The sequence below is a fragment of the Microvirga sp. HS2 genome (genome assembly GCF_055792805.1).
Map to the genome: position 1 here is coordinate 40274 of NZ_JBVVAJ010000003.1, position 23697 is coordinate 63970.

Below are 23697 nucleotides of genomic sequence, written 5' to 3' on the forward strand. Positions count from 1 at the left end.
GGCTGATTGCATCGGACACACGAGCTAAAGGAGAAAGGCGGCTGAAGTCTCAGCCGCCTTTTGTCATGCCCGCTCGCCTGATGGCGGCTTATCGTCCGTAGATCCCGTCCAGCACGCGGGCGACGGTGACGAGCTCGTCGGCCGCCGGGTCGAAGCGCTCTCCCGCCGCGAGGCGGGACGCCCAATCGGCCGCGGCGCGTCCGCCCCATTCGTCGGGTGGCGCGGTGAGCGTTTCCCGTGACGTGCCCCAGTACCGCTCGGCCGTGAAGTCATAGAACGAGCCGTTGACGTTGCGCAGCGACACGCCGCCCTGCGTTCCGTAGAAGGTCGCCGAGATGACGGCGTCGCAACCGGCCTGAAGCTTCCAGGAGCAGGCGAGCTGAACCACCGCGCCGGTGTCGAGCTCCACAGTCGCGACCGCATAATCCTCCACCTGGGACGCGATGTCCTTGAGCGGCCGACCGCCTGCGAAGAGCTTTCCGGAGACCGAGCCGATGCCTGGATTGCTCAGGGTCCACAAGGCGAGATCGACCAGGTGGACGCCGAGATCCATGACGCAGCCGCCGCCCGACAGGGCGGGATCGTAGAACCACGGCTTGTCGGGCCCATACGCATTGTGGAACACGAGATCGACCGCATAGATGTGGCCGAGCTCGCCGGAGGCGACGATCTCGCGGATGCGGCGCATGCCGTCCGTGAACCGATAGGACAGATCGACGCAAAGCAGCCGGTCGGCCTGCCGGGCCGCGTCCACGACGGCCTTCACCTCCGTCGCGTGACGGCCCAGGGGCTTCTGGCAGAACACGGCGACGCCGCGCTCCAGAGCCCGGATCGATTGCTCCGCATGCATGGCGCTGGGTGTGGCGATCACCACGCCGTCGACGCCGAGATCGAGGATGTCGTCCAGCGACGAGACGAGCCTTGCATCCGGCGCGAGTTTTCCCGCCTCGGCCGCCATGTCGGGAGACGGGTCGGCGATGGCGGCGACGTCGACCGCATCCGTGCCGATGATCGCCTGCATGCGATGCCGGCCGATCCAGCCCACGCCCAGGAAGCCGAGACGCGGCCGGACCAGAGGCGTCTCGGCGGAGATGTCGATGAGAGCCTGCTGCGTCATGGGAAGGTCACCAGGGCCTTGAGGAAGCCGTCGGGCCGATCGCGCGTGGCATCGAGCGCTTCGCCCAGGCGGTCGAGCGGATAGGTGTGGGTGTAGAGCGAGCTCGGATCGATCTGGCCCGAGGCGATGGCGTCGATCGCCTCGCGGATGCCCTGCATGTAGATGTTCGGATCGCGCTCGTGGGCATTGATCACATCGATCCCGCGCCAGTTCCAGAGCCACATGTTGACCTGCCGCGGCCCGTCCTGATGGTAGCCCGCCACGATCAGCTTGCCGCGCTCGCGGGTGAGCTCGCCCGCCAGATCGAGGGGCCATTGCTTGCCCACGGCCTCGATCACGCGATCGCAGAACGCACCGCCGGTCAGCTCCTTCACCTGCTCGATGATCGCCTGGTGATCCTCCATCGGAATCACCTCGGCGGCGCCCATGCGCCGTGCGAGATCGAGCGAGAAGGGACGCCGCGAGATCGCGATCACCCGCGCGCCGGCATTGGCCGCGAGGCGCGTGAGAAGGGCGCCCAGGAAACCGATCCCGATGATGGCGATCGTCTGCCCGGCCGCGATCTCGCTGCGGCGGAAGATGTTCATGGCGCAGCCGAGAGGCTCGCCGGGGAAGGGCTGGCCCGCGAGGGATTCGGGCAGACGCACCACCGCGTCCACATCGGCGATGTCGTATTCCGCATAGGACTTGTACGTCAGGGCCGCGACCCTGTCGCCGACCGCCAATCCCTCGACGTTCTCGCCTACGGCATCGACGATGCCCCAGGCCTCGTGCCCGAGCGCACCGGGCTCCGTGGGAAACTGCATCCAGTCCGGCCCCGCCCAGGGCGTCAGGTTGGATGCGCACACGCCGCATCCTTCAAGGCGCAGGCGCACCTGTCGCGCACCCGGTTCGGGCAGCCCCGTCTCCTCGATCCTGATCTGCCCGGGGCCCGTCAGAATGGCCGCCCGCATGGTCGCCGCCGCCCGGCTCGCAGAGCCTTCCGCGGAGCCCTGACCGGTCTCTCCGGAAGCGGCAAATGCGTCGTTCTCCAAGAGCTTATCGTTCAACAAGTCCACCGTCTCCATTGCTCTGTCCGAGCAACTAGAGACGGGACAGGAGACTTCAAGGCTTGGCTGTTTGGTCCTGCATGTCCGCGACATAGCGCATGCGCGCTGCGCTGTCCGGAGCCACTCCTTGAGCGGCGCACCAGCGGGCGAAGGAAGAGGGCTCGATCAGGATCCGCTCGATCTCGAGACCCGATTGCCGCCCCACGCTCTCGTTGTTCTCGGCGGCGGCAAGCCATTGCTCGTATGTCGGAGCAAGATTATGGGCATCGGCCATCATGCCGCGAATATCCGCGTAATCCTCGCGGTTGTACCACGGCAGCGCAATTTTCTTCGTCTCCGGCACCCGGGCTTCCCTGTAAAAGAACGGGCATCGAACCCTCGCCGTCCGTGCGAGGCAAGAGTTCGACGCCGCATCGCATCATCAGCTCAAGAAATAGAACGCCGCCGGGACCGCGGCCAGAAGGCTGGCCGATGTAAACAGCATCATGCGATGATCGGGATTGACCAGGCGGCGCACCTTGCGGGCCGTGACGCTCGCCTCCATGCTCCAGCCGTTCATGCAGGAGCAGAGGAGTCGGTGAGCCGACCGCTCGGAGAGATCGAAATAATCCATCGCATCTCCGAGCCGATCGCCCTTCAACCCGTCCGCACGGAGAATCGGATCTTCGAAAGCAATCGTAATCGGAGATTCGTCCGATCTCAGTTCAGGCCTTTTCTCCTCGGGCGTGAACTCGATCTCTCCGAGGGAGCGCAGCCGCCGCTTCGGCTGACGCTCCAGTAATTCCGCCCAGCGCTCAAGGCGCTCGCGCCGGGACAGGAAACCTTGCTTGAACTCGTGTACCTCAGCAACGCCACGCAGTGTCTCTACAGGCTTATGTTCCATCGGTATTCTCCGCAATGGGAGCCGGCCCTGAAGCCAAGGCCAAGCCCTGGAGGTCAGAGTTTGAAAGGAGTCATAGGCTTTTTTACGTCAACGGCGATCAAAAGAGCGTCTCGTGAGGATGAGCGACATGCTCCTGGAAGATGGCTCCCGTGGCAGCCTCGACCTCCTTGAGCACGACGTCATAGCCCCAAAGATTGGCGATCATCTGCAGGACGCGTTGCGCATCGTCCTTGTGCAGAAGGGTCCGGTTGAGAACATGGTGGTGAAGGATGAGGCGCCGGTCCCCCGCGAGGTCGACGTCCACGACCTGAATGTCCGGGTCGCTCCATCCGACATCGTACTGACGAGAGAGCGAGCGGCGCAGACGCCGATAGCCGCGCTCGTCGTGAATGGCTTCGATGACCAGTTCCGGGCTGTCCGGATCGTCCACCAGATGGAACAGGCGCCACTGCCGCATCAGATGCGGGCTCAGGAATTGCGAGATGAAGCTCTCGTCCCGGTAGTTCGCCCACACGTCGCGCAGCACCCTCATGGTATCGTCGCAGCCCGCGATGTCCGGGAACCACTCCCGGTCCTCGGCGGTCGGGCGTGTGCAGATGCGCTCGATGTCCTGCATCATTCCGAAGCCGAGAGCGTAAGGATTGATCCCGCCATAATACGGATCGTCATATTCCGGCTGACGCGTGACGTTCGTGTGCGATTGCAGGAATTCGAGGAATGCGCCGTCGCTGATCTGCCGCGTCTCGTGGAGCCGGGTCATGATGCGGTAATGGCAATAGGTGGCGCATCCCTCGTTCATGACCTTGGTCTGACGCTGCGGATAGAAATACTGGGCGATCTGGCGGACGATGCGCAGGATCTCGCGCTGCCACGGTTGAAGGCGCGGCGCGGACTTCTCGAGGAAATAAAGGATGTTTTCCTGCGGCAACTCGAGAAGGGCGCGGCGGCGGTCGTCGCTCAGTGGGGGCTTCGGTGCGCCCGCCTTCGACGGAACCGTGCGCCAGAGATCGTTGAAGGTCTGCTCCCGGTGAATCTGACGCTCCCGCTCGCGGCGCTCCTCGGAGCGAAGGTCGGGCCGCTTCTTGCGCGGATAGCGATGGACTCCGTGCGACATCAGCGCATGCGCGGCGTCGAGAACCCTTTCCACCGCACCCTGCCCATAGCGCTCCTCGCAACGGGCGATGTAGCTTTTGGCGAATTCGAGATAATCGAGGATGCCGTCCGCGTCCGTCCATTCCTTGAAGAGATAGTTGTTCTTGAAGAAGTGGTTGTGCCCGAACGCCGCATGCGCGATCACGAGAGTCTGCATCGTCGCCGTGTTCTCCTCCATGATATAGGAGATGCACGGGTTGGAATTGATGACGATCTCATAGGCCAGGCCCATGAGGCCCTGCCGGTAGCCGGCCTCGTGCGTGGCGAAGCGCTTGCCGAATGACCAATGCTTGTAGAACAGCGGCATGCCGATCGACGCATAGGCATCGAGCATCTGCTCGGCCGTGATCACCTCGATCTGATTGGGATAGACGTCGAGGCCGAGTTCGCCGACCGCGATCCGCTCGATGGCGTCGTAGACGCGCTGAATGGCCCCGAAATCCCAGTCGGCGCCATGAAACAGCAGGGTGTCTTCCTCGATCAGGCTCATGGGGCCCTTGCCTCAACATCGCGGCGTCGGAAAAGCTCACGGAAGACGGGATAGATCTCGCGGCGGTGATTGACCTTGCGCATGGCGAGATTGACGCCCTCCTCCTGGAGGGTTTCGTAGGTCTGCCACAGGGCCGTCTTGTGATTGATGAACCCCGCCTGCATCCGGTCGTGATCGCTGCCGACCTCAAGGTAAGCGTAGTACTGGCAGGCAGGGAGAATGACATCCCGCAGCAGGGCCGCGCTGGTCGCGCCGTCGTTGGGCGAGTTGTCGCCATCGGAAGCCTGGGCGGCATAGATGTTCCAGTTCTCCGGCGGGTAGCGCTCGGCCACCACCCGCTGCATTTCGCGTAAAGCCGAGGAGACGACCGTGCCGCCGGTCTCCGGGCTGTGGAAGAACGTATCCTCGTCCACCTCCTTCGCCTCATGGGTGTGTCGGATGAAGACGATCTCGACGTGTTTGTAGCGCCGCGTCAGGAAAATATAGAGCAGCATGTAGAACCGCTTGGCGAGGTCCTTCATGTGCTCTGTCATGGAGCCCGACACGTCCATGAGGCAGAACATGACGGCCTGAGCCACGGGCCGGGAGACCGGCTCGAACCGGCGATAGCGCAGGTCGAACGGGTCGATATAAGGGAACCGCCGCGACCTGAGCTGCAGCTTCTCCAGCTTCCGGCGCAGTTCGAGAAGTTCCTCGCTCTCGCCTTCCTTTTCGAGGAGCGCGATCTCCTCCTCGAGCTTCGCAAGCTCACTGGGCTTGGGCCGCCGCATGGCGATGCGGCGGGAGAGCGCGTTGCGCATGGAGCGCAGCAGGGCCAGATTCACGGGCGACCCGGTGACCGAGTAGCCGGCGCGCCGCATTCCCTGCACCTCGACCGTTGCAAGGCGGCGCTTGGCCAGATCGGGCAATTCCAGATCTTCAAGAAAAAGGTCGAGGAACTCCTCGCGGCTCAAAGCAAAGCGGAAATCGTCTTCTCCCTCGCCGCTGTTGCCTGCGGAGGAGCCTCCGCCGCCTCCGCCCGGAGGCCGGTCGATGGTATCGCCTTCCACGAACCGCTTGTTGCCCGGCAGGAGATGGTCGTGCACGCCGCCCTCCCCCGAGCGGCGGAAGCTGGGCTCGCGCACGCCATCGGCGGGGATCGACACCTCCCCGCCCCTTTCGAGATCGGTAATGTCACGCTCGCCTGCCGTCTGGCGCACGGCCCGCTGGATCTGCGCTTTGGCACGGCGAAGAAAGCGTTGGCGATTAGCAAGGCTCTTGCCGCCAGGATTGAGGCGTCTGTCGATGATGTACATAGGAACGCCTGCTCCGCCTCCGCTTTCTGTCAGCCCGCCTGCTTCACGCGCATGTACCACTCCACAAGGCGCCGTACCTGCCGCTCGGTATAGCCACGCTCCATCATCCGCTTCACGAATTCGCCGTGCTTCTTCTCGGTCTCGCTGTCTTTCTTCGAGCCGAAGCTGATGACCGGCAGGAGTTCCTCGACTTGCGAGAACATGCGCCGCTCGATGACGTCGCGGATCTTCTCGTAGCTCGTCCAGGAGGGGTTGCGCCCGTGGTTGCTGGCCCGCGCCCGCAGTGAGAACTTCACCACCTCGTTGCGGAAATCCTTCGGGTTTGCGATTCCTGCCGGTTTCTCGATCTTGGTGAGCTCCTGGTTGAGGAGTTCACGATTGAGGAGCTGTCCCGTGTCCGGATCCTTGAAGTCCTGATCCTCGATCCAGGCATCCGCGTAGGAGACATAACGATCGAAGAGATTTTGGCCGTAGTCGTGGTAGGATTCCAGATAGGCCTTCTGAATCTCGTGCCCGATGAAATCCGCGTAGCGGGGCGCCAGTTCACCCTTGATGAATTCCAGGTAGCGCCTTTCCACATCCTGCGGGAGCTGCTCGCGGCGAAGCGATTGCTCGAGGACGTACATGAGGTGAACCGGATCGGCCGCGACCTCGATGGTGTCGTGGTTGAAGGTGGCCGCTAGGACCTTGAAGGCGAAGCGGGTGGAAATCCCGTCCATGCCCTCGTCGACGCCGGCGGCGTCCTTGTATTCCTGCAGGCTGCGGGCTCTCGGGTCGACTTCCCGCAAGCTCTCGCCATCATAGACCCGCATCTTGGAATAGAAGTTTGAGTTCTCGTGGGGGCGCAGCCGTGACAGAACCGAGAACCTCGCCAGCATCTCGAGCGTGGCAGGCGCGCACGGCGCCTCCGCGAGTTCGGAGCCGCGGATCAGCTTCTCGTAGATCTTCTGCTCCTCGGCGACGCGCAGGCAGTAGGGCACCTTGATCACGTAAATGCGATCGATGAACGCCTCGTTGTTCTTGTTCGCCTTGAAGCTCTGCCACTCCGCTTCGTTGGAATGCGCCAGGATGATGCCGGTGAACGGAATGGAGCCGATATTCTCAGTCCCGACATAGTTTCCTTCCTGCGTCGCCGTCAGGAGGGGATGAAGCATCTTGATCGGCGCCTTGAACATCTCCACGAATTCGAGAACGCCCTGGTTCGCGCGGTTGAGTCCGCCGGAATAGCTGTAGGCATCCGGATCGGCTTGGGAGTGGGTCTCGAGCTTGCGGATATCAACCTTGCCGACGAGGGAGGAAATATCCTGATTGTTTTCGTCACCCGGCTCGGTTTTCGCGATCGCGATCTGGCGGAGGCGTGAAGGATTGATCTTCACGACACGGAACTTCGTGATGTCCCCTCGGAATTCATCGAGCCGCTTGATCGCCCAGGGACTCAGCAGATTGGTCAGGCGCCGGCTCGGGATTCCGTAGCGCTCTTCGAGGACCGGCCCCATCTGCTCCGGATCGAACAACGCGAGCGGGCTCTCGAAGACGGGACTGATCTCGTCGCCGGCCTTGAGCACGTAGACCGGATGGACCTCCATCAGCGCCTTGAGGCGCTCGGCGAGAGAGGATTTGCCTCCGCCCACAGGGCCGAGGAGATAAAGGATCTGCTTGCGCTCCTCCAGCCCTTGAGCCGCATGCCGGAAGAAGCTCACGATCATCTCGATCGTTTCTTCCATGCCGTAGAATTCGGAGAAGGCCGGATAAACGCGGATCGTTCGGTTCATGAAAATGCGGCCGAGGCGCGCATCCTTGGACGTATCCACGAGTTCAGGCTCGCCGATCGCCGCCAGAATGCGCTCCGGAGCGCTGGCATACATCATGGGATTGTCGCGGCACCCTTCCAGGTATTCCGCAAGGGACAATTCCGCCTCGCGGCGGTTCTCGTAGGACTTCAGGAAACTCGAGAACAGGTCGTCGGAATGATGCATGGCGCCACCGAATTCAGATCCCTCTCAGAGATAACGATTCTGCACCGCTAAGGTTGCCCAGACCGGACGGTGCGAGGATGCGTCAGAACGTGCCTATGGCAGCTTCCCCTCTTCGCTAGCAGCTTGCGCGTTATGATCACGATGCTCGGATCTGCAAGGGAGCGCTCGTGACGATAGCGAGCCGTCTTTCTCACACAGCCTCGCGGATTGATGCTGACACGGCAAGTTAAAGTTTTTCTCAAACACCGGATTCCGATGTGCCGCTTTGCCGCCTGATTCAAGGCACCAGTGTCCGCTCGGCATGAAAAACCCTCTTGATATGGAGGTAGATCGCGAAGCGGCAAATACTAGAACCAACCGCTCACTTTTTCATGTTATATTGAAACTTCACATCAAGTCTAGCGCTTGATGACGCGAGAGCGAATGAGAATGGCGGCGGCTCATTGACGCCACTCCCGTCTAACCTATCGTTTGCTGCAGCAGAAGATTGCGGCCTGTCGCGCTGTCGCTTCTTCCATCGCTCATTCCAGCAACGGAGCTTCCCGTGATCAAAGCTTTCGGTTACGCCGCCCAGGACGCCACGACGCCGCTTGCCCCCTTCAGCTTCGAACGGCGAGAGCCGCGGGAGCACGACGTTCAGATCGATATCCTGTATTGCGGCGTCTGCCATTCCGATCTCCATACGGTTCGCGGCGAATGGGGCGGCACGCTCTATCCCAGCCTGCCGGGTCACGAGATCGTCGGCCGGGTCACCCAGGTCGGAAGCGGCGTTCAGAAATTCAAGGTGGGTGATCTCGTCGGCGTCGGCTGCATCGTCGATTCCTGCCGCACCTGCAGCAGCTGCCGCGAGGGACTGGAGCAGTATTGCGAGGTCGGCTTCACGGGCACCTATAACGGGCCGGAACAGGACACCGGCGCCAACACCTATGGCGGATATTCCGACGTCATCGTGGTCGACGAGAGTTTCGTCCTACGCATTCCCGAAGGTCTCGACCCGGCCGCCGCCGCTCCTCTCCTGTGCGCCGGAATCACGACCTATTCTCCCTTGCGCCGCTGGCGCGTCCGGGCCGGCCAGAAGGTCGGCGTCGTGGGTCTCGGCGGCCTCGGCCACATGGCCGTCAAGCTCGCGCGCGCCATGGGCGCGCACGTGGTGCTCTTCACCACCTCGCCCAACAAGCGGGAGGATGCCCTGGCCCTCGGCGCGCACGAAGTCGTCGTCTCGAGAGACAAGGACGCCATGGCGGCCCAGCGCAACAGCTTCGACTTCATTCTCGATACAGTCGCGGCTCCTCACGACCTCGATTCCTACCTCGTGCTCCTGGCCCGCGACGGGGCCATGGTGCTGGTCGGCGCCCCCGCAGAACCACACCCGGCCACCACGGTGTTCAACCTCATCATGAAGCGGCGCCAGCTCGCCGGCTCGCTGATCGGCGGCATCGCGGAGACGCAGGAGATGCTCGACTTCTGCGCCCAGCACGGGATTACATCGGAGATCGAGATGATCCCGATCCAGTACATCAACCAGGCTTACGAGCGCATGCTCAAGAGCGACGTCAAATACCGCTTCGTCATCGACATGACCTCATTGAAGCAGGAGGCGGCCTAGTCGGAACGGCACCCGGTCAGCCCCTATGTTGGTCTATGGCGATGTGGAATGCACCGGGACGGTGCGCGACAAGCAAACGGCCATCGAGGCCCATCTCGACCGGCTGAATACGCTGCCGCCCGGGAGCGAACGGCACGCGGCGCTGGTCTCCGCCTTCATCGGCACGAGCGAGCTGATCCAGGCCATTCTCGATGACGATTTTCGTGCGCGCGGGTTCGACGCACTTTCGCCCGTTCATGTCAGGGGCGTCGAATGCCTGTCCCTCGTGGCGCGCAGCGTCGCGCAATCCTGGCAGAGCGGCTATTCGCAGGCCGCCCTGCCGGACGTCTTCAGGGATAAGCTGCTGAGCTTCGATCCCGACCTGGCGATCCGGACCAAGCAGGCGGAAGGCTACGCGTTCTACGCCCTGTATCCGGAGAGCTATGTGGAAGCTGCAGCCCGCTCGGGCCTCGGTCCCCGGACGCGGGTCATCGGCATTCGCAGCATCGGCGCCGGCCTGGCCGCGCTCGTCGCGACGACTCTTGGAGCCCGCCCTCCCTTCACCGTGCGCCCTGTCGGGCATCCGTTTCACCGGGAGGTCAACGTCGATCCCCGGGTGACGGCGATGTTGAGGGAGGATCCGGACGCCTCCTTCGCGGTCGTCGATGAAGGCCCCGGCCTCTCCGGCAGCTCCTTCGGCGCGGTGGCGGACTGGCTGGAGGACGCCGGGGTCGCCCGCGAGCGCATCCATTTCTTTCCGAGCCATCCGGGGCCGCCGGGGCCGCGGGCCGGTGCCGATCATCGCGAGCGCTGGGATCGCGCGTCACGGCATGTGGTCGGCATGGACGAGCTTCTCTGCGGCTCGCCGAACCGTCTCAGGGATTGGGTCGAAAGCATCGTCGGGCCGCTGACGGGAGACCTGGAGGACATTTCGGGCGGCGCATGGCGGATGCTGCGATACCCGGATCATACCCTCTGGCCCGCGGCGAATCTTCAGCAGGAGCGAAGAAAATTCCTGGCCCGGACCGAGCGCGCAACCTGGCTGGTCAAATTCGCGGGCCTCGGCGAGAACGGCCTGAGGAAACATGCGGCGGCCCGGCAGCTTCATCAGGCCGGCTTCACGCCGGACGTCGCAGGCTATTGCCACGGCTTCCTCGTCGAACGCTGGCACGGCGACGCATCGTCCCTCGACCGGCATCCGATCGCCCGGGCCGAACTAGTGAAACGGATCGGCGCGTATCTCGGCTTTCGGGCCCGGCATTGTCCCGCGCAGCCGCATGAAGGCGCCTCGCTGGCCGAGCTTCGCACCATGGCGCTCCACAACGCGGAGCAAGCCCTGGGAGAAACCGCCGCACGGGCTCTGGAGGGCGTTCTTCTGGACATCGATCTCCTGTCGGGCGCGATGAACCGGGTCTCGACCGACAACCGGATGCTCCCCTGGGAGTGGCTTCTGACCGGCGATCGACCGATCAAGACCGACGCGCTCGACCATTGCGCGACGCACGATCTTGTCGGTTGCCAGGACATCACCTGGGACATTGCCGCAGCCGCCGTCGAATTCGACCTGCCGGATCCCGACACGCGGCATCTTTGCGGCCTGGTTCAGCGGGAAAGCGGCCTTCCCGTCTCCCTTGCGCTGCTCTCGTTCATGCTTCCCTGCTACCTCGCCTTCCAACTCGGCGCTCATGCCATGGCGGCGGATGCGCTGAGGGGCAGCGAAGAAGAGGCCCGCCTGCGCGGCGCTGCCCAGCGTTATGCAGGATTGCTGCAGGCCTGTCTCAATCGTCCCGACCGGCTCGGCTTCGGCGAGGAACAAGACAAGGTTCCTGCCGGTTAACAGCCAAGGCGACCGACACACGTATCCGCCGGTATCGGCGGCAGAAGACGGGCAGGCATGCTTTCCGAAACAGGGCGGCTGATCAGGGCCGCGTTCGAGGGATGGTGGAACGATCGCGCCATGAGCCTTGGGGCTTCGATCGCGTTCTTCACCGTGTTCTCCCTCGCGCCGATCCTGCTCGCAGCCATTGCCGTGGCGGGCTTGGCCTTCGGCCGCGAGGCCGCGCAGGGCGCCATCGTCTCCGAACTCGGCGGGATGATCGGAACGACGGAGGCCTCCACCCTGGAAACCATGATCGCCAGCGCCAGCAACGTGGGCTCCGGCATCATCGGCACGGCCATTGGGATCGTCACGTTTCTCGTGCTCGTCACGGGCGCGGTGATCGAGCTGCAGGACGATCTGAACATCATCTGGAAGGCGAAGTCGCCGAGCAGCTTCGGTCTCCTCAGCTTCCTGCGGACGCGCCTCATCAGCTTCGCCCTCGTCCTGGGGATCGGCTTTCTGCTCCTCGTCTCCCTGGTCATCGACGCCGGGCTGTCCGCCGTCAGCGCCTATATCGAACCGAGCTTCTCGGGCGCGACGGCGATCCTGCGCTTTCTCAACAGCCTCGTCGCCTTCGTGATCGCCACTCTGCTCTTCGCCATGATCTTCAAGCTGCTGCCGAACGTGGACATCACCTGGAACGACGTCTGGACCGGCTCCCTCGTGACGGCCCTTCTCTTCACCTTCGGCAAGTTCCTGATCGGGTATTATCTCGGCAAGAGCAACATCGCCTCGAGCTATGGCGCGGCGGCTTCCCTGATCACGATCCTGCTCTGGATTTACTACTCGTCCCTCATCCTGCTCTTCGGCGCGGAATTCACGAAGGTGTATGCCGAGAGGCATGGAAGCCAAAGCGCCGGCAACGGAAACGGGACATGAAGGAGCGGGCCGGCGAACCGGCCCGCTCGTCGCTTCGCTACTCCGCGGCCTGGCGGGTCGCGGGCTCGGTCGGCACGTTGCGCATGCCGCCCAGGACCTCAGCGGCGGAGGCCTTGTAGTTCTTCACGGAACTCGTCCACTGGCCCCAGACGGTCGGGTCGATCTTGTCGCCGTTCTTGCCCAGGTTCTGGAGCCTGCGCTTTTCATCCTCCGTGAGGACTTGTTTCGCCAACGGCGGCATTTGTTTGACATGATCGGCCGTGATGCCCAGCATGTCGCCGACCCGGCGGCCGTAATCGTCGTGAACCATGAACAGGTGCCACACCATGCGCTCCTGCACGTCGCGCTCGCACTGGCCGAGCAGCGTGCCCATGTTGAGCACCAGATCGTCGCGCTCCCAGTCCATCATGGTGCAGTAGCGCCCGCGCGCGTGAAGATAGTCGTTTCGCCGCTCGATCACGCTGCGGGTGAGGCGTCCGCGGATCTCGGGAGGATTGTTCGGCTCCTCCCGAGGCGACTCGTGGAGGCCGTCGTGAATGGACGGCTCGTAATTCACATGCGGGTTCTGCCCCGGCGCGAGATCGCGGCCATAGGACATCTGGCCGCCGTTCAGGTTCGTGGCGACCTTGGCGTTCTTGGCCTGGTTCACGGGCAGTTGCAGATAGTTGGTGCCGACGCGATAGCGCTGCGTATCCGAGTAGGAAAAAGTGCGCCCGACGAGCATCTTGTCGTCCGAGAAATCGAGGCCATCGACGAGCACGCCCGTCCCCATGGCGATCTGCTCGTTCTCGTTGAAATGATCCTGAACGTTGCGGTTGAGCGTCATCACGCCGATATGGCGGAGCGGAAAATCCTTCTCCGGCCAGACCTTGGTGTCGTCCAGCGGATCCCAGTCGAGTTCCGGATGATCATGATCCTCCATGATCTGCACATACATGTCCCATTGCGGATGCTCGCCGCGTTCGATGGCCTCATAGAGGTCCTTCGAAGCGGAGCCGAGGTCCTGGGCCTGAACCTTGGCGGCTTCCTCGGCGGTCAGGCTCGCCAGGCCGCAGCGCGGATGGAAATGGTACTTCACGAGCACCGTTCCGCCCTGCGCATTGACCATCTTGTAGGTGTTGACGCCGAAGCCCTCCATGTGCCGGTAGCTCGCCGGGATCCCGCGCGGGCTGAACAGATGCGTCAGCATGTGCATGGATTCCGGCGTCTGGCTCATGAAGTCGAAAATGCGGTTCGGCTCCTGGCGGAACGTGACCGGATCCGGCTTGAGCGAATGAATGACGTCCGGAAACTTGATGGCGTCACGAATGAAGAAAACAGCCAAGTTGTTTCCGACGAGATCCCAGTTGCCGTCTTCCGTGTAGAACTTTACCGCGAAGCCGCGCGGGTCACGCGCCACTTCCGAGGAGTCACGGCCGCCGATCACGGTCGAGAAGCGGATGGCAAGCGGCGTCTTCTTGCCGGCCTGCTGGAACAGCTTGGCCCGCGTGAATTTGGATGCGGGTTCGTCGCCGATCTTGCCGGTCGCCTCGAACTCTCCGTAGCAGACGAAGCCGCGCGCATGGACCACGCGCTCCGGAATACGCTCGCGGTCGAAATGGGTGATCTTTTCAAGAAACTGGTAATTTTCCAGCGTCGCCGGGCCACGCGAGCCGACCGTGCGCTGCGATTGATTGTTGGCGATCGGATGCCCCTGCCGGTTCGTCAGAACCTGATCCGGGCCTTTCGTTGCTGGGGACTTGCCGGATTTGGGGTCTTTAGGGCTGTTGGCCATCTGGTGCTCCCTTGCTGATGCGGCCGATGGTCGGCGCCGTTCCAACAATCGGCGCCACCGCGGGTATGCGGCCTCGTTCAGATGCAGCGAAAGGGGTTACTTGATGCAGACAGCACGAAAGGAAATAGACGAGAGAGAATTGAAACAATCTCTCTCAATCAAAGATGCGCTCACCCTGCTCGTCGATGATCTGCTTGCCTTTGACAATGGCGAAGGCGACCGCGTCATCCTTGCTCGGATGAGTTTCGGCCCGTACGAAGCGATGCTCTTTCACGCCAGCCTCGGAATCCTTCTCGATGACTCCAGCGGTCTGATATTGTCCCTTCGAGGGATAGGGCGCAGGCCGGATGCGAAAGCCCTTGTACTCCACGGCCTCGGCCGTGACCTCGCGCGTGTCTTCACGGTCGCTTGCCCCTGAAAGGCGGGTCCAGAGATCTTTCAAAAACGAGGCCATGACATCACCGACGCGGAGTTCTGATTCGTTCGAGCCAGCATGGCCCTGGGGAGGTTTTAAGGGTCAAGCCTGTCGCATGCAATCGCAAGTCCCGGATCAGGGCTGACGGGGTTCCATGCCAGGATGCCCTCGTATCACCGATCACGTCGATCGGCGTCCTCTTGGCCTCGCGAACGATCGCCTATCTTTCAAGGTTCGATCGTCTGCGGTTGCCAGTTCATTTCACGGCACGTTTCTTTTCACAGGATGTGACATGCGCGTCTGGCTGCTGCCACTCTGCGGGGTTCTCGCTCTCTGCGAAGCGGCTTCGGCGGCGCCATTCAGCTCCGGGGAGAGCGTCGAGCAGGCCTTGTGCCGCCTCATCGAAGGAGCGGCGCGACAGCAGGATCTGCCGCAGGATTTTCTGACCAAACTCATCTGGCAGGAAAGCTCGTTCCGCACGGGCGTGGTGAGCTCTGCCGGAGCCCAGGGCGTGGCGCAGTTCATGCCGGGGACCGCGAGGGATCGGGGACTAACAGACCCGTTCGATCCCGAGCAGGCAATCCCCAAAGCCGCCGAGCTGATCGCCGAGCTCTCGGGGCGCTTCGGCAATCTGGGACTTGCGGCCGCCGCCTATAATGGCGGCCCCGCCCGGGTTTCGTCATGGCTCGAAGGACGCGGGGAACTGCCGGCCGAGACGAGAAACTATGTCGCCTCGATCACGGGACGCAGCGCGGAGGCATGGGCGGAGGACCTGAAGAAGAGCCAGGACCCGCAGGACCCGCGCGGGAACGACCCGGAGCCGGAGAGCTGCCGGCAGATCGTCGCGGTACTTCGCCAGCCTGGACGCGGCAATGCCAGTGCCGTCGAGGCCCCCTTCGCGCCCTGGGGCGTTCAGCTGGCAGGCAACTTTTCTAAGGATCAGGCCCTCTCCACATACCGGCGAGCCAGCACGGCCTATGCGTCCGTGCTGAAGGATACGCGGCCCATGATCATCGGAACGAGGCTGCGCTATCGGGGGACACGAACATTCTATCGCGTCCGCGCGCCGGCCGAGACCCGTAAGGATGCGGAGGATCTGTGCCAGAAGATCCGTTCACTCGGCGGAAGCTGCATCGTTCTGCCGAGCTGACGAAAAAGCCCGGATCGAAGGATCCGGGCTTTTCGAATTACGACCGCCGCTGAGGCCGCAGGGAGCGCGCCAACTCGCGGATGACATTGTCCTCGATGCTGAGATTGAGATCGTTGCTCTCGTCCTCGGCAATCTCGACATCGGTCGAAGCGGATGCGGTCTGCTGCGCCTGCAGTCTGCCTTGCGCGGCCGGCGCCGCTCTCTCCGCAGCCGGAGCGGTCTGAACGATCTCGACCTCGGCGGAAGGCCTCGCCTGCGGCTGCTGGGCATAGGAGCGTGAGCCGCTGTAGCGGTTCTCGAGCGTATCGAGAAGGCTGTTGAGGGCCGCATTGTTCAGCGGAACTTCCGGCACCTGCGGCGCACCGTTGAGGGCGATCGCGCGGTTCTGGTAGGCGGCATCCGACGTGATGTCCGGGCCGAACCACGACAACGGGCGGAAGTCCCGCGCCTCTTCCTCGCTTTCGAACGAGACGGAGATCATGTCGAGCGGACCCGGCGTGACGAAGCGGGCAATCTGAACGTCACGGGTGCCGACGGCCAGATGCGTCAGAAGATAGTCGATCTTTCCCGGCGTCACATCGAGCAGCGCCTCGGCGTGGGCGCGCGGCACGTCGGTGCGCTCCTCGACCGGACCATTCGGCCCAGACTGAACGAGGACGAGGCTCCCCTTGTCGCCGTCCACGATCACGAATGAGCTCCGGTCGGCCTGGTTCGGAAAGTGGCCTTCGGTGATGCGGTTGCCGCCTCTCTCTTTTCTGATCAGGCGCGCAAGAGACGAGGCAATAAGATAACGTCTAGAAGCAACCATTTTTAGCTCTCTGATGCAATGCACAATCCATCGTCGGGCCTTAAAACGCGCTACACCGACATTCAACAGAATGAAGTTTCAATTCATATCAAGCATGCTCGGCAAGCATGTCTTGACACGCAACAACATCCATACGGCGTAAGGCGAACCCTTCGGATCGGCAACTCTCGTGGTCGCTTATGATGGCGTTCACAAGGCAAACTTCAATGGAATTAGGGAGAAAGCCGCTTCGGGACCTGCAAATGGAGTTAATTTTTCAAGTAACGTTATTTTAAATATTAAAATGGACGATGCTTAAAGAGATGCGCGGTCGTGAACGCGCGCATCTCCAGAACAATTCATTGCGACTTCAACAGATTGCGCTCCGCGAGATTGCGCATGAGAGCGCTCAGGCCGAACGTCCACGGCTCGCATTCCGAACTCGGCCTCATCCGGTTCACGAGCGCGCCGAGTTTCGGCGCTGCGATCGTGACGATATCGCCGGTCTTGTGCGTGAACCCCATGCCGGCGTCGTCACGATCCTGCGTCGGCGCGAACATGGTGCCGAGAAACAGCACGAAACCGTCCGGATACTGATGATGCGGGCCCAGCGTCTGCGCGACGAGATCCTCGGGATCCCGGCTGATCTTCGTGATCGACGACGAGCCTTCGAGTTTGAACCCGTCCTCGCCTTCGACGGTGAGCGTCACGGTCGTGCTGCGCACGTCGTCGAGGGAGAAGGTTTCGTCGAAGAAACGGACGAACGGCCCCAAGGCACAGGAGGCATTGTTGTCCTTGGCCTTCGACAGGAGCAATGCGGACCGGCCCTCGAAGTCGCGCAGGTTCACATCGTTGCCCAGGCTCGCCCCAACGATCCTGCCGTCGGCCGTGACCACGATCACCACTTCCGGTTCAGGATTGTTCCAGGTGGATTTCGGGTGCAGGCCCGCATCCATGAATGCGCCGACGGCCGACAGGGTCGGCGCCTTGGTGAACACCTCCGCATCGGGCCCGATGCCCACTTCGAGATACTGGCTCCAGGCTCCCTGGGCGACGAGCACGTCCTTCAAGGCCATCGCCTCGGACGATCCCGGCTTCAGGCGGCTGAGATCGTCCCCGACCAGGCGCAACACCTCCGCCCGGATGGCGGCGGCGGCGCTCGCGTCCCCCCGGGCCCGCTCCTCGATGACGCGCTCCAGCATCGACACCGCGAACGTGACCCCGGCGGCCTTGATCACCTGAAGGTCGATCGGCGCCAGCAGCCATGGCTTCGACATGTCACGGCTGTCGGAGGGCGTATTGGCCACGAGCTCCTCGATGGAGGCGATCCTCTCGCCCCGGGCCGTCCTCAGCGTCCGCGCCGGATCGTCCATGGCGGCCAATTCGCTCATGGTGGCGCAGGTTGCGGAGATGTCGAACACGCCCTCCTCCCGGATGGCCGCCACACAGGGGCCGAGCCCCGGCCGCCAAACGCGGCCGGCGAGCGCTCCCCGATATCCGTCGGCAGGCAGGATGTCCGTGGCGTTGATTGAAGACATGCGTTTCACAGGCAGGCGCTCCCTTCGATCGTCCAAAGGGCCGCTTCGCCCTTCCGGTCGGTAAGTATAGCGAGCGTGGCGGTGGAGCCTACGGACAAATAGGCGAATGCCCGGGCGCGGCGCGGTTCGGAACAAAGGCCGTTTGTCTTCCGTTCGGAACCGGAGCCTTGCCATAGAAGGAAGCCCGGCCATGTCAGACACGCCCAACCCGACGCCGCCGCAGCCGGACGTGCCGAGTCCGGCCCCTCAGCCGGTTCACCCGGATCCCGGCCCCGCCGGCCTCCCGAGCCCCGGAGAACCTCTGGGCGTCCCGCCCGACACGCCGAGCGAAACTCCCAGCCCGAGCGAACCCATCGGCGTTCCGCCCTCCGGTCCCCAGGAAATTCCAACGGGGCCGTTGGGCTCTTAACGGCGGCGCGAGGATGTGCTTTCTGCGGTCCAGACTCACAGGAGCTCCTGCCGATGGACACCAGAAGGCCTTCCAACGCGGCCCATCTCGATTCTCCTTCCTACCGCTTGGCGGCCCTCGACCAGGATTTCCTGCTGGGGGATTCCATGCGGGGCGTCCGCTTCCAGCTGGAATATGCCAAGGCCGAGGAGAGCCTGCGGATCTGGGGGGTGCGCTCCACCATCGTCGTGTTCGGAAGCGCGCGCGTTCGCGAGGACGGGCCGGGACGGCATCCGTACTGGTACGAGGAGGCCCGCGCCTTCGGGGCGATCGCCTCGCAGCGGGGCGGCGCACTGACCGTGAACGGCGGCATCCGCGACAACGTCATCGCGACCGGCGGAGGCCCCGGCATCATGGAGGCTGCCAATCGCGGCGCCTTCGAGGCGGGCGCTCCTTCCATCGGCTTCAACATCACCCTGCCCCACGAGCAGGCGCCCAACCCCTATTCGACGCCCGATCTCACCTTCCGCTTCCACTACTTCGCCATGCGCAAGATGCACCTGGCGATGCGCGCCAATGCGCTCGTGGTGTTCCCGGGCGGGTTCGGCACCCTGGACGAGCTGTTCGAGATCCTCACCCTCCGTCAGACCGGCAAGGTGGCCCCCCTGCCGATAGTCCTGTTCGACAAGGAATACTGGCAGTCTGTCGTCAAGTTCGATGCCCTGCTCGAACACGGGATGGTCAATGCAGACGATCGCAAGCTCGTGAATTTCGCCGACAATGCCGAAGGCACGTGGAAGGCCCTGGTGGAGAATGGCCTGGTCGTTCCCACCCAGGAGGAGCATCTTGGGTAGGGATGCGGGCCCTGCGGAGGGCTCACCCCGGCCAATCCTCCGGCACGATGTGTCCACCCGTGAAGCCTTCCGCGTCTGGCTGCGCGTCGCGGCCCTGAGCTTCGGCGGGCCTGCGGGGCAGATCGCGGTGATGCATCGCATCCTCGTCGAGGAGAAGCGCTGGATCTCCGAGGAGCGCTTCCTGCACGCGCTCAATTACTGCATGCTCCTGCCGGGGCCGGAGGCGCAGCAGCTCGCCACCTATGTGGGCTGGCTGATGCATCGGACGCGGGGCGGCATCATGGCCGGCGGCCTGTTCATCCTGCCCGGCGTGATCGCGATCATGGGGTTGAGCTGGATCTATGCGCTCTATGGCCATGCCGGATTCGTCGCCGCCCTGTTCTTCGGCCTGAAGGCCGCCGTGCTCGCCGTCGTCCTCGAAGCCGTGATGCGGATCGGCAGGCGCGCGCTGAGGAACAACGCCATGATCGCCCTTGCGGCGGCGGCCTTCGTGGGGATCTTCTTCCTGAGGATCCCCTTCCCGGCGATCATCCTGTCTGCCGCCTTGATCGGCTTCGCGGGCGCGAAACTCGGACTTCCTCACTTCGTTCCGTCCACCGGCACCGAGGGAGAATCCGACGATCTCCTCGGCAGGGACATCCCTGCTCATGCTCACCCGAACATCAGGCGCAGCATCCGCGTCGCGGCGCTTTGGCTTGGACTCTGGCTGGTGCCGGTTGGCCTGCTCCTGCTCGTGCTCGGCCCTGGAAACGTCTTCAGCCAGATCGCCCTGTTCTTCTCCAAGATGGCGATGGTCACCTTCGGCGGCGCCTATGCGGCGCTGGCCTACGTGGCGCAGCAGGCCGTCGAAACCTACGGCTGGCTGAAGCCCGGCGAGATGCTGGACGGGCTCGGCATGGCCGAGACGACGCCCGGACCGCTCATCATGGTGCTGCAATTCGTAGGCTTCATGGCAGCCTTCCGCGACCCGGGGGCGCTCCATCCGCTCGTGGCCGGTACGCTGGGAGGGCTTCTGACCACCTGGGTGACGTTCACGCCCTGCTTCCTGTGGATCTTTCTCGGTGCGCCCTACATCGAGGCGCTGCGGGGCAACAGAGGCTTGAGCGGAGCGCTTTCCGCCATCACGGCGGCGGTTGTCGGCGTCATCGTGAACCTGGCGGTCTGGTTCGGCATCCACACGATTTTCCGCGAGGTTCATCATGTCGCCTGGGGACCGATCAGCCTCGACATGCCGGTCTGGGCGAGCGCCGATCTCTGGGCGCTTCTGCTGTCGGCCGCAGCCGTCCTGATGATGTTCCGCTTCAAGATCGGGATGTTGCCGACCCTGGCGACGACATCGGCGGCGGGCATTGCCCTCTACGCGGCGGGAGTGATCGGCTGATCGCAGTCCGCAAGGCATGAGGGAGAGACATATCCATGTCCCTCCCCCTTTAACGACATCAGGTCACGGACGAGATCTGTCCGCCGTCCACGCGCAGGATCGAGCCTGTCATGAAGGAGGCCTGCTCGCTGGCGAGGAACACCGCCGCGGCCGCGAACTCCTCGATCGTGCCATAGCGTCCCGCCGGAATGCCTCCGCGCGCGGCGGCGGCGACGTCCTCGACGGAACGTCCCGTGCGCTCCGCATTGGCGGCGTCGAGCTGCTTCAGGCGGTCCGTCGCGATCCGTCCCGGCGCGATCGCGTTGACCGTCACGCCCGAGGAGGCCACCTCGCTCGACAGCGTCTTGCCCCAGCCGACGAGGGCCGGGCGGATGGCGTTCGAGATCGCGAGGTTCGGAATCGGCTGGATGACGCCGGACGAGATCACCGAGATGATGCGCCCGAACTTGCGCTCGATCATGCCGGGCAGCAGGTGATCCGTGATGCGCACGAGGTTGACGAACATGCCCTCGAACGATTGCCGCCACTGGTCGGACGAGACGCCCTGCGCCTTGCCGGGAGGCGGACCGCCGCTGTTGAGCACGAGAATGTCGACGCCGCCGAAGGCGTCCGTCACGTCCTTCGCAAGGGCATCGACCTGATCGACCTTGCCCGTATCGCAGACGAACGGCACGACGCCGCGGCCGATCTTGTCGGCAGCCGCTTTCGAGCCGTCCATGGTGCGGCTCGCGATGGCGACGCGGACGCCCTCCTCGGCAAGCCCTTGAGCGATGCCGAAGCCCAGGCCCTTGCTGGCGCCGAGCACCAGCGCGCGCTTTCCTTCCAATCCTGTCTTCATCTGTGTGAGGCTCCCTGCTTATTCCGAGCGCTCGATGCGCTGCATCAGCCAGTCGATTTCGGAAACGGTTTCCGGACTCAGCTTCGGTCCGGGCTTGCGCAACGTGTCATGGGCGATGATGCCGCGCTTCTTGAGCACATATTTGCGGACGGCGAGGCCCACGCCCGGCTGCGTCTCGTAGCGCACCAGCGGCAGGTGGCGGTCGAACAGATCGTGCGCTTCCTTGCGCCGGCCCTGATTGATGAGGTTGACGACGCCCACCAGCATCTCGGGATAAGCATAGCCCGTCATGGCGCCGTCGGCGCCGCGTTCCATCTCGAAGGGAAGGAACAGGCCGCCGTTTCCGCAGAGAATTGAGACGCGGCGCACATCGCCCGCATCGCTCGCGCGGCGCAGCGTCGTGATCTTGTCGAGACCCGGCCAATCCTCGTGCTTGAGCATGACGCAGGAGGGGTTCTGCTCGATGATGCGCATGATCACCTTGGGCGTCATCACCACGTTGGTGGTGAGCGGGTAATCCTGAAGCACGAAAGGCACGTCCGTTCCGATGGCTTCCGCCGCATCGGCATAATAGGAGACGATCTGATCGTCGGTCCTGAGCGTCGAAGGCGGCGCGATCATCACGCCGGCCGCGCCCGCATCCATCGCGTTGCCGGACAAGGCCGACATGGCGGCAAAGCCCGCGGCCGAGACGCCGACGATCACGGGAACGCGCCCTGCGACGGCCTTCATGACCTGGCGCACGAAAGCTTGCGACTCGTCGGCAGTGAGCTTCGGTGCCTCGCCCATGATGCCGAGAATCGTGAGACCCGTTGCACCGGCTTCGAGATAGGCTTCGACCATGCGATCGGTCGAGGCCGTATCGAGGCGACCGTCGCTTTCGAAGGGGGTGGGACAGATGACATAAACGCCGGCGGCGGAACTCGTGAGCAAGGCTTCCTCCCTGGAAGGTCAACGAGCCCCCTCCTTACACGGCCTCGCGGGGTATCTCCAGGGGCAAGACCATCTCAGACCTGACGGGCCCAGACTTGGCAGGCGGAAAAGATCATGCCACAAGCATGATATGACGTTACATAAAACTGAGATCTCTCGCCGGAGCTCCGCCAAGCTCTGGCCCTTCACGGCCCGCTTCATCGCGGCCGAAGAAAGCCTCGCACGATCAGCGGAGAGCAAGGGCCCGTGGATATCCGGACTCTTCGAATTCCTCCGTTTCGGCATCAAGCAGGGGTGGGCGTGCCTGTTCGGCGGCCTCATGGTCGCTCTGCTGATCGCCACGAAGCTCTGGTATCCGGCAGCATCACCGATCCCCCGCTATGATGCGCTGTTCGTCATGGCCATCCTGATCCAGGCGGGTTTGATTGCGGCGCGCCTCGAAACCACGGAAGAGGCCAGGGTCATCCTGCTCTTTCATGTGGTCGGCACAGCCATGGAGATCTTCAAAACCTCGGTAGGCTCCTGGGCCTATCCCGAAGCGAGCTTTCTGAGAATTGGCGGAGCCCCGCTCTTCGCAGGCTTCATGTACGCGGCTGTCGGCAGCTATCTCGCTCGGGTGTGGAGGCTGTTCGACTTCCGCTTCGCCCATCATCCAACCGTCTGGGCAACGATTATCCTGTCCATCGGCATCTATCTCAATTTCTTCGCTCACCATTTTACGACGGATTTCCGGCTCGTGCTGTTCGCCTTCACGGCTCTGCTGTTCGGGCGCACGACGGTCTATTTCAAGGTATGGCGCGTCCACCGCCGGATGCCGCTGCTGCTCGGCTTCGTGCTGGTTTCGCTCTTCATCTGGCTTGCGGAGAATATCGGCACCATCACCGGTGCGTGGCTTTACCCGCATCAGATGAAGGGATGGTCGATGGTGCCGTTCACCAAGCTGGGCGCCTGGTTCCTGCTGATGATCATCTCATACGTGATGATCGCAGCTCTGAACCGGCCGCAACCATACACTCCGGAACCGAAGGGAAAGAGGCCTGTCGCGGATCCCAGTCCCGCCCAGGCCTGACGGCACGCCGAAGGCGCTCGCCTCGCGTCGACGACCCGAGGGCAGGTCCTTCGGCGGCCACTCTATCAATGCCGGCCGGAACCGCTTTTCTTGCCGCCGCCGGCCTGCTTGTTGACGGTCGCCCAGGCGCGCCGCTCCGCTTCCTTTTCCGGGGTGCCCCGGCTTTCGTAGGATTCCTCGATATGCTCGGCCTTGCGCTTCTGCTTGTCGGTGTAAGCCGACTTGTCGCCACGGGACATGGTGTTCTCCTGTGAGTCAAAACACT

General features: G+C 63.4%; 21 protein-coding genes and 1 pseudogene. 8 read left to right on the forward strand and 14 right to left on the reverse strand.

The window, feature by feature from the left end; genetic code table 11:
* Positions 1–88: 88 nt before the first annotated feature.
* The 7 genes from ACS5Q0_RS04035 to ACS5Q0_RS04065 form a co-directional block, all read right to left on the reverse strand.
* Positions 89–1117, reverse strand: coding sequence for a Gfo/Idh/MocA family protein (locus ACS5Q0_RS04035; protein ID WP_473125314.1), 1029 nt, complete (start codon positions 1115–1117; stop codon positions 89–91).
* Entirely contained in the window at positions 1114–2070 is a 957-nt protein-coding gene (locus tag ACS5Q0_RS04040; protein WP_473125497.1) for an MDR/zinc-dependent alcohol dehydrogenase-like family protein, read from the reverse strand. Before ACS5Q0_RS04040 ends, ACS5Q0_RS04035 begins: the two co-directional genes overlap by 4 nt.
* 151 nt (positions 2071–2221) lie before the next feature.
* Positions 2222–2509, reverse strand: a complete 288-nt coding sequence (locus ACS5Q0_RS04045; RefSeq protein ID WP_473125315.1) for a hypothetical protein — start codon at positions 2507–2509, stop codon at positions 2222–2224.
* 78 nt (positions 2510–2587) lie between these two features.
* A complete protein-coding gene (locus ACS5Q0_RS04050) occupies positions 2588–3049 on the reverse strand; it encodes a hypothetical protein (protein WP_473125316.1) in 462 nt (153 codons plus the stop codon).
* Between the two features lie 97 nt (positions 3050–3146).
* A complete protein-coding gene (locus ACS5Q0_RS04055) occupies positions 3147–4691 on the reverse strand; it encodes a SpoVR family protein (protein ID WP_473125317.1) in 1545 nt (514 codons plus the stop codon).
* A complete protein-coding gene (locus tag ACS5Q0_RS04060) occupies positions 4688–5986 on the reverse strand; it encodes a YeaH/YhbH family protein (RefSeq protein ID WP_473125318.1) in 1299 nt (432 codons plus the stop codon). The genes ACS5Q0_RS04055 and ACS5Q0_RS04060 overlap by 4 nt, the downstream gene beginning before the upstream one ends.
* A 29-nt stretch (positions 5987–6015) precedes the next feature.
* Positions 6016–7962: a PrkA family serine protein kinase gene (locus tag ACS5Q0_RS04065; protein WP_473125319.1), complete on the reverse strand. Its 1947-nt coding sequence runs from the start codon at positions 7960–7962 to the stop codon at positions 6016–6018.
* A 544-nt stretch (positions 7963–8506) separates the two neighbouring features.
* Here ACS5Q0_RS04065 and ACS5Q0_RS04070 point away from each other — a divergent pair.
* The 3 genes from ACS5Q0_RS04070 to ACS5Q0_RS04080 are packed head-to-tail and all read left to right on the forward strand — an operon-like array spanning position 8507 to position 12305.
* Positions 8507–9568: an NAD(P)-dependent alcohol dehydrogenase gene (locus ACS5Q0_RS04070; RefSeq protein WP_473125320.1), complete on the forward strand. Its 1062-nt coding sequence runs from the start codon at positions 8507–8509 to the stop codon at positions 9566–9568.
* A gap of 25 nt (positions 9569–9593) precedes the next feature.
* Positions 9594–11384 carry a hypothetical protein gene (locus ACS5Q0_RS04075; RefSeq protein ID WP_473125321.1) on the forward strand — a complete coding sequence of 597 codons (1791 nt, stop codon included), beginning with the start codon at positions 9594–9596 and terminating at the stop codon, positions 11382–11384.
* Between the two features lie 57 nt (positions 11385–11441).
* Positions 11442–12305, forward strand: a complete 864-nt coding sequence (locus tag ACS5Q0_RS04080) for a YihY/virulence factor BrkB family protein (RefSeq protein WP_473125322.1) — start codon at positions 11442–11444, stop codon at positions 12303–12305.
* 37 nt (positions 12306–12342) lie between these two features.
* On the opposite strand, the gene ACS5Q0_RS04085 is transcribed toward ACS5Q0_RS04080, so the two are convergent.
* Together ACS5Q0_RS04085 and ACS5Q0_RS04090 are read right to left on the reverse strand one after the other, a co-directional pair.
* Positions 12343–14079, reverse strand: a complete 1737-nt coding sequence (locus ACS5Q0_RS04085; RefSeq protein ID WP_473125323.1) for a catalase — start codon at positions 14077–14079, stop codon at positions 12343–12345.
* 154 nt (positions 14080–14233) lie between these two features.
* Positions 14234–14533, reverse strand: coding sequence for an HlyU family transcriptional regulator (locus ACS5Q0_RS04090; RefSeq protein WP_473125324.1), 300 nt, complete (start codon positions 14531–14533; stop codon positions 14234–14236).
* Between the two features lie 253 nt (positions 14534–14786).
* On the opposite strand from ACS5Q0_RS04090, the gene ACS5Q0_RS04095 reads away from it, so the two are divergent.
* Positions 14787–15644 (forward strand): transglycosylase SLT domain-containing protein, encoded by an 858-nt coding sequence (locus tag ACS5Q0_RS04095; RefSeq protein ID WP_473125325.1) that lies wholly within the window; start codon positions 14787–14789, stop codon positions 15642–15644.
* Between the two features lie 37 nt (positions 15645–15681).
* Here the strand turns inward: ACS5Q0_RS04095 and ACS5Q0_RS04100 are convergent, their stop codons facing one another.
* Positions 15682–16452: a hypothetical protein gene (locus ACS5Q0_RS04100; protein WP_473125326.1), complete on the reverse strand. Its 771-nt coding sequence runs from the start codon at positions 16450–16452 to the stop codon at positions 15682–15684.
* A 338-nt stretch (positions 16453–16790) separates the two neighbouring features.
* On the reverse strand, positions 16791–17969 hold the full coding sequence (locus ACS5Q0_RS04105; RefSeq protein ID WP_473125327.1) for a fumarylacetoacetate hydrolase family protein: 1179 nt from the start codon (positions 17967–17969) through the stop codon (positions 16791–16793).
* A 190-nt stretch (positions 17970–18159) separates the two neighbouring features.
* On the opposite strand from ACS5Q0_RS04105, the gene ACS5Q0_RS04110 reads away from it, so the two are divergent.
* The 3 genes from ACS5Q0_RS04110 to chrA are packed head-to-tail and all read left to right on the forward strand — an operon-like array spanning position 18160 to position 20592.
* Positions 18160–18378, forward strand: coding sequence for a hypothetical protein (locus ACS5Q0_RS04110; protein WP_473125328.1), 219 nt, complete (start codon positions 18160–18162; stop codon positions 18376–18378).
* Between the two features lie 53 nt (positions 18379–18431).
* Positions 18432–19211, forward strand: a complete 780-nt coding sequence (locus tag ACS5Q0_RS04115; protein ID WP_473125329.1) for an LOG family protein — start codon at positions 18432–18434, stop codon at positions 19209–19211.
* A 34-nt stretch (positions 19212–19245) separates the two neighbouring features.
* Positions 19246–20592, forward strand: a complete 1347-nt coding sequence (chrA, locus tag ACS5Q0_RS04120; protein WP_473125498.1) for a chromate efflux transporter — start codon at positions 19246–19248, stop codon at positions 20590–20592.
* Positions 20593–20650: 58 nt separating this feature from the next.
* Here chrA and ACS5Q0_RS04125 read toward each other — a convergent pair whose 3' ends face one another.
* Together ACS5Q0_RS04125 and ACS5Q0_RS04130 are read right to left on the reverse strand one after the other, a co-directional pair.
* Positions 20651–21430, reverse strand: coding sequence for an SDR family oxidoreductase (locus ACS5Q0_RS04125; protein ID WP_473125330.1), 780 nt, complete (start codon positions 21428–21430; stop codon positions 20651–20653).
* A gap of 18 nt (positions 21431–21448) precedes the next feature.
* Positions 21449–22363, reverse strand: coding sequence for a dihydrodipicolinate synthase family protein (locus ACS5Q0_RS04130; RefSeq protein ID WP_473125331.1), 915 nt, complete (start codon positions 22361–22363; stop codon positions 21449–21451).
* Between the two features lie 130 nt (positions 22364–22493).
* On the opposite strand from ACS5Q0_RS04130, the gene ACS5Q0_RS04135 reads away from it, so the two are divergent.
* A complete protein-coding gene (locus tag ACS5Q0_RS04135; RefSeq protein ID WP_473125332.1) occupies positions 22494–23432 on the forward strand; it encodes a DUF817 domain-containing protein in 939 nt (312 codons plus the stop codon).
* A 71-nt stretch (positions 23433–23503) separates the two neighbouring features.
* Here the strand turns inward: ACS5Q0_RS04135 and ACS5Q0_RS04140 are convergent.
* Positions 23504–23671 (reverse strand): annotated as a pseudogene (locus ACS5Q0_RS04140) (plasmid stabilization protein); the annotation flags it as partial.
* Positions 23672–23697: the final 26 nt, after the last annotated feature.